Source organism: Psychrobacter sp. Rd 27.2, assembly GCF_001921755.1.
In the GTDB taxonomy this organism is placed as follows: Bacteria; Pseudomonadota; Gammaproteobacteria; order Pseudomonadales; family Moraxellaceae; genus Psychrobacter; species Psychrobacter celer.
Genome location: NZ_MRYB01000010.1, coordinates 35,665 through 54,125, shown reverse-complemented (window position 1 = coordinate 54,125; position 18,461 = coordinate 35,665). Strand labels below are relative to the sequence as shown.

The 18,461-nt window shown below is 48.6% G+C and carries 13 protein-coding genes; 8 read left to right on the top strand and 5 right to left on the bottom strand.

From position 1 onward, the window contains the following. Positions 1-146 precede the first annotated feature (146 nt). Together ilvD and BTV99_RS09370 are read right to left on the bottom strand one after the other, a co-directional pair. Complete coding sequence (gene ilvD, locus BTV99_RS09375) at positions 147-2,057, bottom strand: dihydroxy-acid dehydratase (protein WP_075102111.1); 1,911 nt, start codon at positions 2,055-2,057, stop codon at positions 147-149. Between the two features lie 258 nt (positions 2,058-2,315). After that, positions 2,316-3,065: a hypothetical protein gene (locus tag BTV99_RS09370; protein ID WP_075102110.1), complete on the bottom strand. Its 750-nt coding sequence runs from the start codon at positions 3,063-3,065 to the stop codon at positions 2,316-2,318. 223 nt (positions 3,066-3,288) lie between these two features. On the opposite strand from BTV99_RS09370, the gene BTV99_RS09365 reads away from it, so the two are divergent. From BTV99_RS09365 to BTV99_RS09350, 4 genes are all read left to right on the top strand, one after another. After that, positions 3,289-3,726, top strand: coding sequence for an HIT family protein (locus BTV99_RS09365; protein ID WP_075102109.1), 438 nt, complete (start codon positions 3,289-3,291; stop codon positions 3,724-3,726). A 346-nt stretch (positions 3,727-4,072) separates the two neighbouring features. Continuing rightward, entirely contained in the window at positions 4,073-6,118 is a 2,046-nt protein-coding gene (locus BTV99_RS09360) for a BCCT family transporter (RefSeq protein ID WP_075102108.1), read from the top strand. Between the two features lie 118 nt (positions 6,119-6,236). Beyond that, on the top strand, positions 6,237-7,283 hold the full coding sequence (gene dusB, locus BTV99_RS09355) for a tRNA dihydrouridine synthase DusB (protein ID WP_075102159.1): 1,047 nt from the start codon (positions 6,237-6,239) through the stop codon (positions 7,281-7,283). Between the two features lie 117 nt (positions 7,284-7,400). Continuing rightward, entirely contained in the window at positions 7,401-8,288 is an 888-nt protein-coding gene (locus BTV99_RS09350; protein ID WP_075102107.1) for an SDR family NAD(P)-dependent oxidoreductase, read from the top strand. 319 nt (positions 8,289-8,607) lie between these two features. On the opposite strand, the gene BTV99_RS09345 is transcribed toward BTV99_RS09350, so the two are convergent. The 3 genes from BTV99_RS09345 to lipB all read right to left on the bottom strand — a co-directional run bounded on the left by BTV99_RS09345 (position 8,608) and on the right by lipB (position 10,835). Further along, a complete protein-coding gene (locus BTV99_RS09345) occupies positions 8,608-9,081 on the bottom strand; it encodes a hypothetical protein (protein ID WP_075102106.1) in 474 nt (157 codons plus the stop codon). Positions 9,082-9,258: 177 nt separating this feature from the next. After that, positions 9,259-9,789: an inorganic diphosphatase gene (locus tag BTV99_RS09340; protein WP_075102105.1), complete on the bottom strand. Its 531-nt coding sequence runs from the start codon at positions 9,787-9,789 to the stop codon at positions 9,259-9,261. 197 nt (positions 9,790-9,986) lie between these two features. Next, positions 9,987-10,835: a lipoyl(octanoyl) transferase LipB gene (lipB, locus tag BTV99_RS09335; protein ID WP_075102104.1), complete on the bottom strand. Its 849-nt coding sequence runs from the start codon at positions 10,833-10,835 to the stop codon at positions 9,987-9,989. 629 nt (positions 10,836-11,464) lie between these two features. On the opposite strand from lipB, the gene BTV99_RS09330 reads away from it, so the two are divergent. The 4 genes from BTV99_RS09330 to msrAB all read left to right on the top strand — a co-directional run bounded on the left by BTV99_RS09330 (position 11,465) and on the right by msrAB (position 18,250). Continuing rightward, positions 11,465-12,919 carry a coniferyl aldehyde dehydrogenase gene (locus tag BTV99_RS09330; RefSeq protein WP_075102103.1) on the top strand — a complete coding sequence of 485 codons (1,455 nt, stop codon included), beginning with the start codon at positions 11,465-11,467 and terminating at the stop codon, positions 12,917-12,919. Positions 12,920-13,256: 337 nt separating this feature from the next. Next, positions 13,257-15,200, top strand: a complete 1,944-nt coding sequence (locus BTV99_RS09325; protein ID WP_075102102.1) for a glycine betaine ABC transporter substrate-binding protein — start codon at positions 13,257-13,259, stop codon at positions 15,198-15,200. 65 nt (positions 15,201-15,265) lie between these two features. Then, on the top strand, positions 15,266-16,168 hold the full coding sequence (locus BTV99_RS09320; protein WP_075102101.1) for an ATP-binding cassette domain-containing protein: 903 nt from the start codon (positions 15,266-15,268) through the stop codon (positions 16,166-16,168). A 408-nt stretch (positions 16,169-16,576) separates the two neighbouring features. Beyond that, on the top strand, positions 16,577-18,250 hold the full coding sequence (gene msrAB, locus BTV99_RS09315; protein WP_372046631.1) for a bifunctional peptide-methionine (S)-S-oxide reductase MsrA/peptide-methionine (R)-S-oxide reductase MsrB: 1,674 nt from the start codon (positions 16,577-16,579) through the stop codon (positions 18,248-18,250). Positions 18,251-18,461: the final 211 nt, after the last annotated feature.

Genomic DNA, 18,461 nt, shown 5'->3' with positions numbered 1-18,461 from the left:
AGTCAGTCTTATCATGACGCCAAAAATATATTATTACCGCAAAAAATCGTTATCAAAACGCGTGCTGCGTTGTTTTTTGGTGAAAAAAAGCCTGCACGATGCAGGCTTTTCTCAACAGCTTGAGGTTTTAGAGAGTAGGGATGTCGTTAGCGCTCAACTTGACTCACGTCGCGTATCGCCCCTGTATCTGCACTGGTGGTCATGGCAGCATAAGCGCGTAAGGCTGGTGTCACATAACGCTCACGGCTGACAGGCTTCCACGCATCACGGCCACGTGCTTCCATTTCTTCGCGGCGCGCCGCCAGCTCGGCATCACTGACTTGCATGTTGATGGTGCGATTTGGGATATCGATATGAATGGTGTCGCCCTCCATAACCAAACCAATCGCGCCGCCTTCCGCCGCTTCTGGGCTGGCGTGACCAATAGAGAGGCCAGAGGTACCACCAGAGAAGCGGCCGTCAGTCAGCAGCGCACACTCTTTGCCCAAGCCTTTAGACTTAAGATACGTAGTAGGGTATAGCATCTCTTGCATACCAGGGCCACCTTTTGGTCCTTCATAGCGAATGATGACCACATCACCTGCGACGATCTCATCTGCCAATACGGCGGCGACGGCCGCGTCTTGCGACTCAAAAATACGCGCGCGACCTGTAAACGTCAAAATACTTTCATCAACGCCTGCGGTTTTGACCACACAGCCACGCTCAGCGATATTGCCATAAAGCACGGCAAGGCCGCCATCTGTTGAGTAGGCGTGCTTGACACTACGGATACAGCCTGACTCGCGATTGACATCGAGGTTTGGCCACTCTTTCGCCTGCGAAAACGCTTGAGTGGTACGTACACCGCCCGGTGCTGCAACATATAGCGCCCGTGCTTCGGTGTTGTCAGGATTCATAATGTCCCATTTGTCGATGGCTTCTTTCATCGTGGCACTATGGATGGTCGGTATGTCGGTGGTCAATAGGCCTGCTCGATCAAGCTCGGCGAGTAGTGCCATCACGCCGCCTGCACGGTGGACATCTTCCATATGGTACTTTTGTGAGGCAGGCGCGACTTTAGATAGGCAAGGCACACCGCGGCTTAGGCGATCGATGTCCGCCATTTTAAAATCCACTTCTGCTTCGTTGGCGGCCGCTAGTAAATGCAAGATGGTGTTGGTCGAGCCGCCCATGGCGATATCGAGGCTCATGGCGTTTTCAAACGCAGCTTTGGTGGCGATAGAGCGCGGCAAGACAGACTCATCGTCTTGCTCATAGCGGCGTTTGGCCAATGAGACAATCGTGCGGCCCGCTTCTAAAAACAACTCGCGGCGCAGCGCATGGGTTGCAAGCAGTGAGCCATTGCCGGGCAATGATAGCCCCAGTGCTTCGGTCAAGCAGTTCATGGAGTTGGCAGTAAACATACCAGAGCACGAGCCGCAAGTTGGGCAGGCAGAGCTTTCGATAGCCAAAACGTCTTCGTCACTGATGGTGTCATCAGCGGCATCCATCATGGCATCGACCAAGTCGAGCTTGCGAATGGCGTTGCCTTTATTATCAGTGGTATGAACATCGCTGCCGCCATCATTGTTATGGCTATGAGCCACAGTACTGGCTATGACTTTACCAGCCTCCATAGGCCCACCAGAGACGAACACCACAGGAATATTAAGACGCATCGCGGCCATCAACATACCTGGGGTGATTTTGTCACAGTTAGAGATACATACCAAGGCATCGGCGCAGTGGGCGTTGACCATGTACTCCACTGAGTCGGCGATCAGATCGCGGCTGGGTAATGAGTACAGCATGCCGCTATGGCCCATGGCGATACCATCGTCGACTGCAATGGTATTAAACTCCTTTGCCACACCTCCTGCTTTTTCGATCTCACGTACGACCATCTGACCCAAGTCCTTTAGGTGTACGTGACCGGGTACAAACTGAGTAAATGAGTTGGCAATGGCAATGATTGGCTTGCCAAAGTCGCCATCAGTCATGCCAGTTGCACGCCACAGTGCGCGAGCACCTGCCATGTTGCGACCACCGGTAGAGGTTTTTGAGCGATAATCCATGTGATTTTCCTTACAAATAGGCGAGGTTTATAAAAAAGTGCAGCCTCAGCTGTGATGATAGTGTGCTTTTTATACTAAATAACGACCAATGAATAATACTAGGTCATGACCATACCATTAGATATGAGTGATAAAAATATGCCATGATCATGTGGTATTCATCGTATCGATAAAATCTTATTCTAATAGCAATGTGCCGTCCTGCAAGCGCATCAACGATAAACCACAAGAAACCATAAGGCGGCCCAACACGACAATTTATGCTAGGCGCTCTAAGATGGCTTTGTCAAACCAAGGCAGATCGGTTTTATCCGCTTCTAGTCGGGCGATAACCTCTAGAGCGTGAGGCGCTGGCAACAGCTGATACTCAGCGCTGGCGGCGATGGGTAATATCCGCTCGTTTGTCGCGGTTTGTGAGTCAGTATCCTCTAAAACAGAGACAAGCGTTTGTTTGTCGTTTTTGTAGAGTACATCGACGCGGCCAAAAAACTGCCAGTCTTTTAAGGCGGTGCTCAGCGCATCCACCGCTTCTTTGGTATAGATCTGCTCGGTGTCTTTGCCCGTATTGGTCCAGTGCAGACGCACAGCTAACTGCAGCGCCTCGCTAAACACCACCAGTGAACCGATGACCTTAATGTGCCAAGGACTGCTGATGAGCGCGGCCTCAATCCCAATGAGCTGCGCGGCTTCACTGGCACTCATCGGCCTATTAAACTGAGCCAGTAGGGCAGGTGTGAGCGGGTTGGCTTGCTTGATGGCATCGTCTAAGCTGTCGTAATGATATAAAAAAGGCAGCGGCAACGCCTGCGTCACTGTTTTTTTGCTGACTTTGCAGTTGTGTATTTGCCAATGAATGCTGCTATCGGTCAGCGCCTCGGCCAGAATCACGCTATTAGGCGGCAGGCTTTGCGCTGGGTGCTCAGTACGCGTTTCTGCAGCAGAGCTGGCGGCTAAATGGTCGTTTAGGTTGTCGTTTGATAAAGGCGTCGGCAAGGTAGGCGAATCCATAAATATAGCATCATTAAAGTAGAGGGTTAATATAACATTTAAAGCCTATGAGTCGCCAATAAATTGCTGAGCGAGTCGGCGCATATTGGTATGGGCGTTTTGATTGACAAGTCAGCAATTGGCTTGTACTCAGGCGCTGTTTCGTCCACTATATAATACTTGTTGTGAGCAAGGCTTCCGAGTCATTCACTCACCACACTGGCCAATGAATAAAGGAATAACAATGAATCAAAACAATCACGTTCAGTATGACGACAATAACATCTTTGCAAAAATGCTAAAGGGTGAGATTCCGTATCACAAGGTTTTTGAAGACGATAAAACCCTTGCCTTTATGGATATCATGCCACAAGCAAAAGGCCACGTACTGGTCATCCCCAAACAAAAAGCAATCGACTTGGCTGATCTGGAGCCAGAATATGCGGCAGCGGTACTGATGACTGCCAAAAAAGTCATGCAAGCGCAGCGCCAAGTGTTCGAGCGCGAAGGCATCATCCAAATGCAGCTAAATGGTTCGCAAGCTGGGCAGACAGTGTTTCATTATCATGTCCATCTGATTCCATCGAGTATTCATGAGCTAGGCCGTCATGCCGTCACCCAAGCGGATCAAGGCGAGCTGGCAGATCTGGCGCAACAGCTTGCCGCAGTTATTGCAGGATAATATTGCCGTTGTAGACAAACAAATATATCTTATACATTAAAGGCGGCTAACAAGCTGCCTTTTTTGTTGCTTGGTAATAGTCATGTAACAATCGTTAAAGTAGTGTTACAAGGACAGAGATTGTCTGGGGTTTTTTAAGAGAGTGTGATAAATATCATAATGGCTGACTGTTGGTTAAGCAGTTTTGTCTTTAGAACCCATTCATCAAACCAGTGCCCATAAGCAGACAATGTCAGAAGTAAGAAGTCAAAAATGCAGTATCAAGTATTTATCAGACATTTTATGCAAAAAATATTTTAATAAGCACGGTTGATCGGTTTTGTCACTTTTTGAGGATATCACTTCTATGAGTAAATTACCTCGCTCCACTATTTTGTTGCCAGTTTTCGTCCCAGCGGCGGCTATCATGCTGCTATTGGTGATTGGTACTGCTATCAATCCAGAGGCGGCTGGCGAGCTGTTTAGTACCGTGCTGGCGTTTACCACCGAGACGTTCGGCTGGTTTTATATGCTGGCAGTTGCCATATTTTTGATGTTTGTCATTGTGTTGGCGTTTTCGTCTTATGGCAGTATCAAATTAGGCCCTGACCATGCAGAAGCTGAATATCAGTTTCTTGAATGGTTTGCTATGCTGTTTTCGGCAGGTTACGGCATTGCCTTGCTCTTTTATGGTGTCGCCGAGCCAGTCTTACATTTTGCCAGCCCACCACTCTCAGAGCCACAGACGATTGAGGCGGCCAAAGAGGCGATGCAGATTGCCTATTTTCATTGGGGGTTTCATATTTGGGCGATATACGGCGTCGTGGGGCTGTCATTGGCGTATTTTTCCTTTCGGCACGGCTTACCGCTGTCGGTGCGCTCAACCCTCTATCCCTTAATTGGTGACAAAATCCATGGGCCTATCGGACATACGGTGGATGTGTTTGCGATTTTGGGTACCATGTTTGGTATCGCTACCAGTTTGGGTCTGTCTGTGGCTCAGATTAATGCAGGCTTGAATTACTTATTGCCCGATATGATTCCAGTGAGCACCACCGTACAAGTCATCATCATTGCGCTGGTGACCACCGCAGCACTGGTGTCTGTGCTGGCTGGGATGGATAAGGGCGTCAAACGCCTGTCTATCTTAAACATGGTGCTGGCCACGGCTTTGATGATCTTTGTGTTTGTGGTCGGGCCGTCGATATTTATCCTAAATGCCTTTATGGAAAATACAGGCAGTTATTTGGGCAATATCGTTGAGCGCACCTTTAGCCTACAAGCTTATCAGTCGAGCGATTGGATCGGTAGCTGGACGCTATTTATCTTTGCATGGACGATCGCGTGGGCGCCTTTTGTCGGACTATTTATCGCCAAAATCAGTCGCGGCCGTACCATTCGTGAGTTCGTACTGGGCGTGATGCTTGTGCCAACGCTGTTTACCTTCTTTTGGTTTTCGGTATTTGGGGATACCGCGCTGCATATGATCATGGTCGATGGTTATGAGGCGCTGATCGGTGAGGTACAAAACAACCAAGCCATTGCCTTATTTAAGCTGCTAGAAAACTTACCCTTTACTCAAATTGTCTCGTCATTAACCGTCCTACTGATTATTACTTTTTTTGTGACGTCATCAGACTCAGGGTCATTGGTCATCGACTCGCTCGCCGCTGGTGGTCGTAGTGATACGCCGTGGTGGCAGCGCTCATTTTGGGTAGTTACAGAAGGCGCTGTAGCAGCGGTGCTGCTGATCGCAGGTGGCCTAAGCGCCCTGCAGACAGCGGCTATCGTCAGTGCCTTGCCTTTTGCAGTGATTATCTTAATCTCGACGTTTGGTATGTGGCGTGCGCTACGTATCGAGGGGCATCGTAATCAAAGTCTGGCCACTGACAACCATTTACCGCCGCATCTGCTCAAATTAGACGCATGGCGTGATCGTATTGATTATATTACCAATCAGCCAACGCGCGAAAAGGTGCTCGGCTATATCAAGGGCACGGTGATGTCATCGATGCAGGAGGTTGCAGAAAAATTTGCCGAGACAGGCTGGTTGCCTGAGGTCAACTATGATGAGGTAAACAATCGAGCGGTATTAGAGCTAAGACGCGGTGATAATGTCGAGTTTTGGTACGAGGTGCGCTTATCAGAGCATGAAGTTCCTGACTATTATACTGAAGATATGGCGGGTAATCTGCCCCAAGAGCACCATCACCGTGCCGAGGTTTATTTGCGCCGCGGTGGCCAAACCTATGACTTGTATGGTTATCAGCCAGAGTCGGTGATCAACGATATCATCGATCAGTTTGAAAAATATCTGCATTTCGTCAATGTTTCGCCCGATATTTTGCCTTGGCGTATGCAGGAGCATGACGATGATATTACCCTAGAGCAGGGCAGTGTGTTTGATAAGTAAGCGAGCGCATTGCCTATTTGGAAGTCATAGCGGCAAAGGATTGACGTGAATGGCTTGCAATATACGTACGAACCCTTAGAATAACGGCTTGTTTTCTATGCAAATCAAGCCGTTTTTTATGTCTATAAATACTTCTGCTAATCCTGTGATGGCTGATTCTTCAGCACCAGTTGCCGCTCAGCATCCCTTATTACAGCCGCTTGATATCGGTGGTCTGAGTATCGAAAACCGTCTGATGGTCGCGCCCATGGCCGGCGTGACGGACAACCCTTTTCGTAGACTGTGCAAATCTTTTGGCGCAGGGCATGCAGTCAGTGAAATGATCATCGCTGATACCGCGCTTTATGCTAGCAAAAAGTCTTTGTACCGTGCCAATTTTGATAATGAAATTGCGCCCATCTCGGCACAAATAGCAGGGGCTGAGCCTGATAAATTGGCTGAAGCGGCACGTTATCAGATTGACAATGGCGCGCAGATTATTGATATCAATATGGGCTGTCCTGCCAAAAAAGTTTGCCGTAAGCTAGCAGGCTCAGCCTTGCTGCAAGACGAAGATTTGGTGGCACGTCTGCTCGATGCGGCAGTAGGTGCAGTCGATGCTCCCGTCACCCTAAAGACGCGACTGGGTTATGAAAATGGCCGCGAAAATATCTTGCGAGTGGCACGCCGTGCTGAGCAAGCTGGTATCGCAGCGATTGCGATTCATGGGCGGACGCGTGAGGATATGTATACAGGTACGGCGCGTTATGAGCTGATACGCGAAGTCAAAGACAGTATCGGTATCCCTGTCATTGCCAATGGCGATATCGATAGCCCTGAAAAAGCCCAATATGTCTACGAGATGACAGGCTGCGATGCGGTGATGATAGGGCGCGCCGCTCAAGGTCAGCCGTGGCTGTTTCGTGATATCGGTCATTTTTTGCGAACAGGTGAGCGGCTATCAGCACCAAGTGTTCGCGAGATTAAAGAGATTGTGCTCGCGCATCTACAAGAGCTGTATGATTTTTATGGTGAATACTCAGGCTGCCGTATTGCGCGTAAGCATATTGCGTGGTATACCACGGGCATTCCAAATTCTAATGCCTTTCGCCAAGCGATGTATGGCGAAGAGAGTACCGCAGGACAGTTTCGTGTGGTCGAGGATTTTTTGTGTACGCATCAGTAGTCACTAGGGCGGGTAAATAATCATCAATCGCGATGTTTGTACTGACGATTCATTCACCTCAGGCCATATTTTTTGCTATCCTACAAAAGAACATAAAACAAACAAAAAGGACTTTTTATGGCCAACCCTTCAAAAAAAGCAATCGCCAAAGCGGTTAAAGATAAGCATATCGTAATCACGGGTGCCTCAAGTGGTATCGGCGAGCGTACCGCTTTTTTGCTCAGTGAGTGCGGCGCCCATGTGATTTTGTTGGCACGTACCAAAGACAAGCTAAAAATTGTCGCGGACAATATCGAAACGCTCGGTGGCAGGGCCAGTTATTATCCATGTGATTTGACCGATATGGATGATATCGAAGACGTCAGTAAACGGATTCTTGCTGATTTTGGTCATGTCGATGTGTTGGTCAATAATGCGGGGCGCTCGATTCGCCGTTCAGTGCATGAATCTGTCAACCGTTTTCATGACTTTGAGCGCACGATGGATGTCAATTACTTTGGTGCGGTAAAGATTATTTTGGGACTACTTCCGACGATGATTGGCAGAAAGAAGGGTCAAATTGTTAATATCTCCTCCATTGGCGTACTGGCAAACAGTCCGCGTTTTGCCGCTTATGTCGCCTCAAAATCAGCACTTGATGCGTTTAGTCGCTGTCTGGCAGCAGAGGTCAAAGGCGATAATATCAAAGTCACCAACATTTTTATGCCACTGGTGCGCACGCCGATGATTGCACCGACCAAGCTGTACCGTTATATGCCAGCATTGATGCCTGATGAAGCGGCGATGATGATCGCCAAAGCGATCGTCCATAAACCAAACAGTATCGCCAGCAACATGGGTAAGTTTGCGTCTGCAAGCTACTCGTTGGTACCTGCATTTAACGTGGGGGTACAGTCTATTGGTTATCGTATATTCCCAAGCTCGACGGCTGCCCAGACCACCGATAGTAAGCCGAATTTAGCGCAGCGTATTTTTGCAAAAATACTGCCTGGTGAGCATCACTAGTATAAGCGCTCAGTAGGGAGTGCAGAAAGGCTCCCTACTGAGGCTTGATCCTTTGAGCATGAGCTATTGATATGGCTTAATATGTCAACGTGGAACTGGTATAAATTTTTCTGGTGTGCGCTGCTCGATGCTGTGTAAAATTCATCCGAGTCCTGCGGTATCGTTGTTATACTGAACTCACTATAACAAGCAAAAACAACAGACAGTTTTTTTGTTTCAACGGGGCTGAAGGTAAGAGTTTGTTAGCGTTTATACCACCACGTATTTTGTTAAGCGCAGCTGGTAAAGGGCATGCCCTAATAAAACCCGCCATGTCGCCCTAACCAAACACCCGCCATAATATCCAAAACAATCCCGCCATAATCACCACAATCAGCAATAAACGTTTTGTCCAATATGGCATTAACGGTTTTTTGTACCCCAAGTTATTTAGCTGGCTATCAACCCCTCGTTGTAAGTCTTTAAAATCTTGAGTCTGCTTGGTGGTTTTGACGCGTGTCTTGATCAGTTTGCCAGATTCTAGCTCTTCTTTTGTTTCTTGCTCTCGATCAAAGCTAATGGCGTGATTAGAGATGCCTTGTTTGTTTGCGATGGTATTGAGTTTTTGTTGCTGCTTTACTTTTAACGCGGTTTCATAAGCGTCTATTCGTACCTTGGCTTCATCCATACTGATATTTTTATCTTGCGCCAATGTTTTGATGGCCATGACGAGGTTGTTTTTTTCAACCATCATGATCACATCTTTTGGCAGTTTTGGATTGACTGGCTTTGAGCTTGGGTCGGGGTTAAACATGGTGTTCCTTATTGTCGATGAGCATGTAGCTTGTAAGCATGAGTTATTATAACCATTTTAACCAAGCACCATTCAAGCGGTGAGCGGTATTTGAGCAGCAGATAAACAAAAAAATACCGCCATCATTGTTATGACAGCGGTATATTGCAGTGAGATTATCTGAGTCTCAGTGGTGGTTTATAGGTCTTTCCAGCGCTGGATAGACTCTTTGATAACTTCTTTGGCTTCAGCCACGTCGCCCCATGATTCAACCACAGTGGTGCCCGCTTTTTTCAGGTCTTTATAATGGCTGAAGTGGAACTGTAGCTGGTTGATCAGCTGTTTAGGTAGGTCTTCTAAGCTGTTGTACGCATTGCCGGTATCACGATCGTCCGCTGGTACGACGACGATTTTGTCATCGACTTCGCCATCATCTACAAACTTCATCACGCCGATGACTTTGGCTTTTAAGAAAATACCAGTCGGCAGTGGCTGCTCTGTGATGATCAGCGCATCCAACTCGTCGCCATCTTCGTCTAGCGTTTGCGGGATAAAGCCGTAGTTACAAGGTTTGGCAAAGATTTGTGGGTCAATACGATCCAGCTCAAACACAGCCAATTCGCGGTTCCATTCGATTTTATGGCTGCTACCGGTAGGGATTTCTACTACCACGTTGATGATGCCGCCGTCTACGTCGCCTGCGTCCAAAATTTTGTTAAAATCTGCCATAAAATACTCCGATTTGCTTTTGTTTTAAATGTCTAAATACAATAAGAAAAGCTCAAAGGTTGAGCTGAGCTGTCATATAGGTATGACAGCTGTCTGTACCGCCAGCGATTATAGCAAGTTTGCGACAATTTTTCTCAAAATGCTTAAGTCTAAGCGTGCAAGATATTATGCAAAAAAAGACTCAAAGGCCACAAGCTTTAGCGACTTGGTTTGGGAGCCAACGCGCGCAGTGCTATCTGTCCTGCATGGCGCTGAGCGATATTGTCGATGAGTTTTTGTGTGACGCTCTCATAGCTCAAGGGTTCGCGGGCTTGCCCTGCGCTTTGTGTCTTTGGGGAGGATGCCATGTTGATAAAATCAGCCAGCCTAAGCATCTGCATGCCAGCATAGCCACATGGGTTAATGGCATTAAACGCGGATAAATCACAAGTTAAATTAATAGCGATACCGTGATAACTAAAACCATGTTTAATCTTAAAGCCTAATGACGCCATTTTACCTAACATGATGGATGATGGGTGGATGTCAGTCGATACAATGCCTTTATCGGCAGGGCTGTCGTCATACTCTGCGCTGGTATCGGCGTATAGATAGACACCTGGCGCATCACGGCGCGCTTGGGCACGAATGCGCGTATCACCAGCTGTGTGGTTTTGTAAGCAGTCATTGATCACATCTTCGATGGCTTGCTCAGCGTGTGAAACTAAGTTGCGCACACTCCAGCCCAAGCTCTCTAAATCAAATAACCAATACAGCACCAATTGCCCATGACCATGCCAAGTCACTTGACCACCGCGATCGGTTTTGATAATTGGGGTGTCTGTACGCTGCAAAATGTGCTCTTCTTTACCCGCTTGTCCTAAGGTATAGACATCATTGTGATCGACGATCCATAGCTCATCGGGCGTGCGCTGCTGTTTGGTTTTTTTTAACTCAATACGTGTCAGCGTGCGCGCGAGCATCGCATCCAAGGTAGGGACATAATCGGCCGCGGACAAAGACTTACTGATCAGCGTGTCACTCAGGGGTTGTATGGCGTTTTGCATGGCAGTCACAACGTATGGTAGATATATAGAATTGGCAAAAGGTATGAAGGCAAGGGCGTGTCCTCTTCAATAGATAGCCATCTAAATGAGTTAAAAATGGCTAAATCTGACCAAACAGTATCAAATAGCTAATGAATATCTCGATATTATCTGCGCTATTTTCGTTGTTTGATTAGGGCGTGTTGAATATTCAACACGCCCTACAGTGTTTGGCGGCAATTTATCTCATTTTTATTGCTATTTTTAAAATGAGGACACGGCCAAGTAGGTCAGTTGCCTAAAGTGTAGCAGTTTTTGGCAGTGTCGCCCAAACTTATCTGCTTATTAGATACCGCCCAAATAAAAATTTGGAAATTAAAAAGTTTGGCCGCGGCGTAAGCGATGACTTTTGCTCTATTAAAAAACGCACTAGTCAGTTTAAAATGCTATTCATTGCTCAGTCGATGCGCTACATTAAGTGCCCGTCGGAGCGTCTACAAAGCGTAAGGGATACAATTTTATGACTGTTTTTTATGACGGATTTTGGTTGGGTCTGCTAAAAACGAAGACAGGCAGGATGTGTGCTAAAAATACAGCGCCGCTCGCCCAAAAAAGTATATCAGTCCCAACGCATATAACAAGGAAGAGACATGACAGACAATACCCAAAATATCAATGAGCATATGCCGCATCAAGCCTCTAGTATCGCGCACACTGCCGAAGAGATGCGAGCGCAATTCGAGCATCTACAAGCGCTGAGCCGTACACAGCCGATAAACGACTGGGCCACACGTGAGACGCAGCTGGATAACCTTGAGATGATGCTCAGCGACAACCAAGCCAGCTTTGCCAGTGCCATCAGCGCTGACTTTGGCCATCGTAGTGAGTCTGAGACGCAGTTTGCTGAGTTGTTCCCGAGTTTTACAGGGATTAGTCATGCCAAAAAACACGGCAAAAAATGGATGAAGCCCCAGCGTGCGCCGATCTCGGCACTGTATATGCCAGCCCACAACGAAATCCAGCCGCAGCCGTTAGGTGTGGTCGGCATCATGGTGCCTTGGAACTATCCGCTGTTTTTGGCCGTAGGTCCGATGATAGATGCGCTCGCCGCGGGCAATAGAATCATGATCAAAATGAGTGAGGCGGCGCCAAAGTTCGCGCAGACGTTCGCCGATGCTGTGGCTCGTTATTTTTCTTCCGACATGATATGTGTGGTGCTGGGCGAGGTCGATATCGCGGTGGCTTTTAGTGAGCTGCCGTTTGATCATCTGCTGTATACTGGCTCGACGGCGGTCGGCAAAAAAGTCATGGCCGCTGCCGCCCCCAATCTGACGCCAGTAACATTAGAGCTGGGTGGTAAGTCGCCGGTGATCGTCTTAGATGATGCCAATCTAGAGTCAGTGGTCAATCGCGTGATGATGGGCAAGACACTAAATGCCGGCCAAACCTGTATCGCCCCTGATTATGTGCTGATTCCGCGTCGCTATCATGAGTCATTTATCCAAGCGGCAAAAGACTGGATGGATAAGCATTATCCTGATATTGAGCATAATCCTGACTACTCGCGCATCATCAATGGCGCTCAGTTTAAGCGCGTAAAAGGCTATTTGGACGCGCTACCGAGCGAGCAGGTGCATGCGCTGACCTCGATTGAGGCCAACAGCGAAACACGCCTGATGCCGCCTGTCATCGTTCGGGAGCCTGCGTTAGACAGTGAGATCATGGACAATGAGATTTTTGCGCCGATTTTGCCTTTGATACACTACGAAACGCTAGATGATGCCATTCACTTTATCAATTCGCGCCCGCGTCCGCTGGCTTTGTATGTTTTTGGCGAACATCAAGGCGATATAGAGCAAGTGCGTAATCGCACGGTTTCAGGTGGTCTGTGTGTCAACGAGATCATCATGCACGTGGCGCAGCATGATTTACCCTTTGGCGGCGTTGGTGATTCGGGCACCGGTGCTTATCATGGTAAGGCAGGATTTGAGCGTCTTAGTCACATGAAGCCTGTGTTTGTACAGGCCAAGCTCAACGGCATGAATTTACTACTACCGCCTTATGGTGGACTGTTTAAAAAAGCCATGGCTCTATTTTTAAAGTAGCACTCAAACACAGTCGCCTTGTAAGTCACTGTATCCGATATAGTCATGCTCAGTGTAGCCATGCCTGATACAGCCTTGTGGCGACACGTTTTAAGCATACTTATGCATCTACCTAGGTAGGTGCTTTTTTTCGGTCAAATAGCGGTAGGCAACACGTGGGTAGTGAGCAATAAGCATTTGTCATCTGTGTGAGAAGTCGCTACACTTTGTAGTACCTCTAAACAACGGCAACCTATCATATAAGCCAATCGCTCATTCGTGCTACTGACGCAAGAGATGTGTTCATACTAAGGCGTAGGGCATAAGCGAGCGGCACCCATCATAAATAGGACTGAGCATGCGCCAATGGATTGCGTTAAGTTTACTCTGTATGAGTACATTACTCCTGCCCGTGGCAGCATCGGCAGCCTGCCAATCACCTGTCAAATTTGGCGCGCTGACATGGGAGAGTGGTCAGTTTATCTCTGGGGTACTCAAATATATCATCGAAGATGGCTATGAGTGTGCGGTCGAGGAGGTGCCAGGTGCTGGCCCTGCGCTTGAAACCGCGCTGTCGCAAGACGATATTCAAGTCATCGGTGAGCAGTGGGTTGGGCGCTCATCGATCATGGAGCAGGCCATTGCGCAAGATAAAGTTGCCGTCATCGGCGATACGCTAAAAGGCGGCGCAACCCAAGGCTGGTATGTGCCCAAATACGTGCTAGAAGAAAATCCGGGACTGCGCAGCTACCAAGACTTGCCCAAGTATGCCCATTTGTTTGAAGACCCAGAAGACCCAGGCAGTGCTCGTTTTATGAATTGCCCTTCTGGCTGGACTTGTGAGGTGTTTAATACGCGGCTACTGAAAAATACAGGATTGGATGGTGTGTTTAACAACGCGCACCCCGGTACGGGTGCGGCACTCGATGCCGAGATATCGTCTGCATTTGAGCAGCACAAACCCTTATTGTTTTATTACTGGCAGCCGACAGGGCTGATGGCGAAATACGACTTTGCCGCGCTTGAGTTTCCCGCGCACGATGATACTTGCTGGCAGGATTTGCTGCGTGCAGATGGCAGCGCTGACTGCGTCTCAGGCTTCCCCGTTTCTCCTTTAGGGATTGCTGTCTCCACCCCGTTTATAGCGTCCCACCCAGCGCTGGTTGATGTTTTTAATAACGTACAGTTTAGTGCCGATGCGCTCAATGGCGCTATCTTAGAGATGAGTGAAAACAAACGTAGCGGCGAAGAGCAAGCGTTGGTGTTTTTGCGCGAGCATCCAGACGTTTGGCGCACGTGGGTGACTGACGAAGCGGCCACCAATCTAGCAGCGCAGTTAGGCATTAGCCTCACAGGTGCGGCAGCCAACGATAGCGCTATCGCTCATGATGATGGCACCAATAATCACGCATTTGGCCTTGCATTGAGTTTTCCATCATGGTCGCTTGAGACCCCGCTCAATAATACCTTGGCAAATATTGTAAAAAACTACGGTGAGGTGTTTCGTACCATCAGTACTTTGGCGCTGACTTATTTATTATTACCGATTGAGCGGCTATTGACCGCGATGCCACCATGGCTGCTTATCTTACTCGTCACGGTGTTGGGATGGTTTGCGGTTCGTAAGGTGTGGTTTGCCTTGGCATGCGGCGCAGGGCTGTTTTTGATCGGTGCTTTTGGACTGTGGGGCGCGCTGATTGATACTTTTGCCCTACTAATCGTTTCGGTGCTGGTGACCGTGGTGATCGGCATTCCGATCGGGATTGCGATGTCCGGTAGCAAGATACTGCGTAAGATAGTCACGCCCATTTTAGATGTGATGCAGACCATGCCAAGCTTTGTATATTTGATTCCGGTGCTGATGCTATTTGGAATTGGTAAGGTGCCAGCGCTGTTTGCTACCGTCATTTATGCCTTGCCGCCGCTGATTCGCCTGACGACGCTGGGTATTACCCAAGTCGATCATGAGATGATCGAGGCAGGGCGCTCGTTTGGCAGTACGCATCGTCAGCTGCTGATTTGGATTAAGCTACCACAAGCATTGCCAAGTATCATGGCGGGGATCAATCAAGCGGTGATGATGTCACTGTCCATGGTGGTGCTGGCTTCTATGATTGGGGCGCCAGGTCTTGGCGAGGATGTGCTGCAATCTATTCAAACGCTAAATATCGGTCAAGGGCTACAAGCAGGTACCGCGATCGTCATCGTCGCCATTATCATTGATCGTATCACTCAGGCATTTGGTCAAGGCAAGCGCGCCCGCCAACAAACCATCGATGCTGGCAAGCGTCCGATAGGGTGATAAGTAGCGGCTACATCGAGCTAAGCTGTGCTAAACCGCATAAAAACCCCATAGCGAGAACCATGATGAACCATATTCAGCTTGAAAATATCAGTAAGATTTATAATGCCAGCACGGCGCAGGCGCAGGTAGCTTTATCGCTATTGGCGCAAGGGATGGACAGTACCGAGGTCAAAGAGCAGACAGGGTATTCGGTCGGGCTTTATGGCATCAACCTCGCCATCAAAGCAGGGGAGCTGCACTGTATCATGGGGCTCTCAGGCTCAGGCAAGTCGACTTTGATACGGCATATCAATCGTCTAATAGACCCAAGCTGTGGCAAAATATGGGTCGATACCAGCCTGCATACAACAAACCCTAGTCGCGCGCCTGCTACCGCAGTAGCAGAGGAGACGCAGACTACAGCGCAAGCAGGATCGTCTGCTATCGATATATTGACGCTCAATGATAAAGCGCTGCAGCAGTATCGTCAGCATACCGTCAGTATGGTGTTTCAGCACTTCGGCCTAGTACCGCACATGACCGTCATACAAAACGTCGCCTATGGCCTACGGGTACGAAAGATGAGTACCAAAGCGCGCCATGAGATTGCACGGCATTGGCTCAATGAAGTCGGACTGCCCAATCTAGAGCACAGCTACCCTGACGAGCTATCAGGCGGTATGCAGCAGCGGGTTGGGCTGGCACGGGCACTGGCGACAGACAACCCAATCTTGCTGATGGATGAGGCGTTTTCTGCCCTTGATCCGCTGATTCGTGCTCAGCTACAAGACCAGCTGCTGGAGCTGCAAGATCGGCTGAACAAAACCATCGTTTTTATTACCCATGATATCGATGAGGCCATCAAGGTCGGCCAACGCATCAGCATCTTAAACGGTGGTCGTTTGGTACAGACGGGCACCCCGCAGCAGCTACGTCACGACCCTGCTGATGATTATGTGGCGCAGTTTATGCACACTAAGTCGTGATGCTGATTTTGGCGTTTTTTTATCGACAGCAAAGGCCTTTTGCACGATAGAGTATAGGGTGTGATTGGTGATACAACGGTTAACAAAAACTCAATATGAAACCGCTATTTTTAATATTGTCTGAATTGTATTTAGCCAGAGATGGTCGTACTATAAAAACATCTGCCATTCATAGCAGTGTTAGTTAAAGGACCTATTATGTCAGACCAGCCTACCGATAAAAACGATCAACCGCGCCGCTTAAATTGGTACAAAGACCAGTCAAGTGCCAGCCATCCTATAAGTAACGTTACCGCCAAACCCTCATCACAGCATTTAGTAAAACAGCCCCCTCACTCAAAACCATCACGCTACCTAAAAACTGCCAGCCGCTATGGTGTGATGACGGTGCTCAGCGCTGGGCTGCTGATGGCTTGCGGCCAAATGAGCAATGCTGATAATAGTGCCAGTAGTAGTGCTGGCAGTAGTGCCAGTCAGCAAAACAGCGGCGTGACCAGCTCACGAGATATGCTGCCATCTGACATGCTTGGGCAGATGCAAGCATTGCCGCAATTGACCACAGGTCTGGGCGAGACAGGCGCGGCAGTGATCGACTCTGATAAGCCGACCTTGGTTAAGTTTTGGGCGAGCTGGTGCCCGCTGTGTTTGGGCACGCTGGCCGAAACCGAAGCGTGGCGCCTCGATTCTAAGTTCTCTGGTTTAAACGTAGTCACTATGGTAAGTCCTGGTCATCTCAATGAGAAAGCTGAGGGTGAGTTTGCCTCATGGTATGCAGGCGTGCAGTCAGAGTATCCCAAACTACCGGTATTGACTGACCCTTCTGGCGCTATCATCAAGCAGCTGGGCGTGCAGGTCTATCCAAGCTGGGCGATACTGGATAAAAACGGCAACTTGGTACACTTAGTCAAAGGCAATATATCGCCCGAGCAAGCGTATGCGCTGGCGGACAATGCCGAAAACGACTTTGCCGAGCTAAAGGCTGGCAGTAGCAAGCCTGCAACCGCCCAAGCGGCAGCCAGCAATAGCAAGATTGAAACCATCAAGCAAAAAGATGGGGTGTATTATAATGACAAAGGCAACGCCATCAATACCCGCTCTATCTATCTGGCAGGTGGCTGCTTTTGGGGTGTTGAGGCCTATATGGAGCGTGTCGATGGCGTGGTCGATGCGCTATCAGGCTATGCCAATGGGGATACTGCCAATCCCAGTTATGAGCATGTCATTCGCGGCTCAGGGCATGCTGAAGCAGTAAAAGTCACTTATGATGCTGATAAGATAGATCTTGATACGGTTTTGCAGTATTATTTTCGCGTCATTGACCCGACCAGCCTAAACAAACAAGGCAATGATCGCGGTGTGCAGTATCGTACTGGGGTGTATTATACCGATCAAGACGATAAAGCGGTCATCGACGCGGCGCTAAAGCGAGTACAGAGCCAATATAAGCAAAAAGTTGTGGTCGAAAATGAACCATTAGACAACTTTTATGTGGCGGAGATGTATCATCAAGACTATCTGGCAAAAAACCCCAATGGCTACTGTCATGTCGATCTCAGCCTCGCTGATGATAAGCTTGAGAGTACGGCACCACCCAAGCTTGCGCCTGTCAGCACCGTCGCAGAAGCGCTAGAGCCCAAGCGTTATGCTGGGTTTGATAAAGGTGCGCTAAAGCAGACGCTCACCAAGGCTCAGTACAATATCACTCAACAGGCAGGGACAGAGCGGGCGTTTAGTCATGAGTATGATGATTTGTTTGCCCCTGGGATTTATGTCGATGTGGTCTCGGGCGAGCCTTTGTTTTTATCCACGGATAAGTACCAGTCAGGCTGCGGTTGGCCAAGCTTTACCAAGCCCATTGATATGCAGGTGATTACCCAGCACGAAGACCGAGCGTTTAATATGGTGCGTACCGAGGTGCGCTCGCGGGTCGCGGACTCACACTTGGGTCATGTGTTCCCCGATGGGCCAAAGGATCGTGGCGGCCTACGTTATTGTATCAATGGTGGCGCGCTGCAGTTTATCCCCGTCGATGTGATGCCGCAGTCAGGCTATGCGCCTTTGGTCAAACTGATTACATCGTAGTAATGCTATCTATCGACAGCGTTGTACAATGTTATACACTGTTTTGCCTTTTTTGATCCATTTAGCTGACTCTTAGCTGACTATCAATTAAATTGAGGACACGCCTTAATAAAAGCACCAAGAAAGCATGAACTCTGAAAAAAGCAGCAAATTTCGTTATACTTGACGACTGATGAATGCGCGCTGCAAACGTGCTGTTTGTGCGCCATAT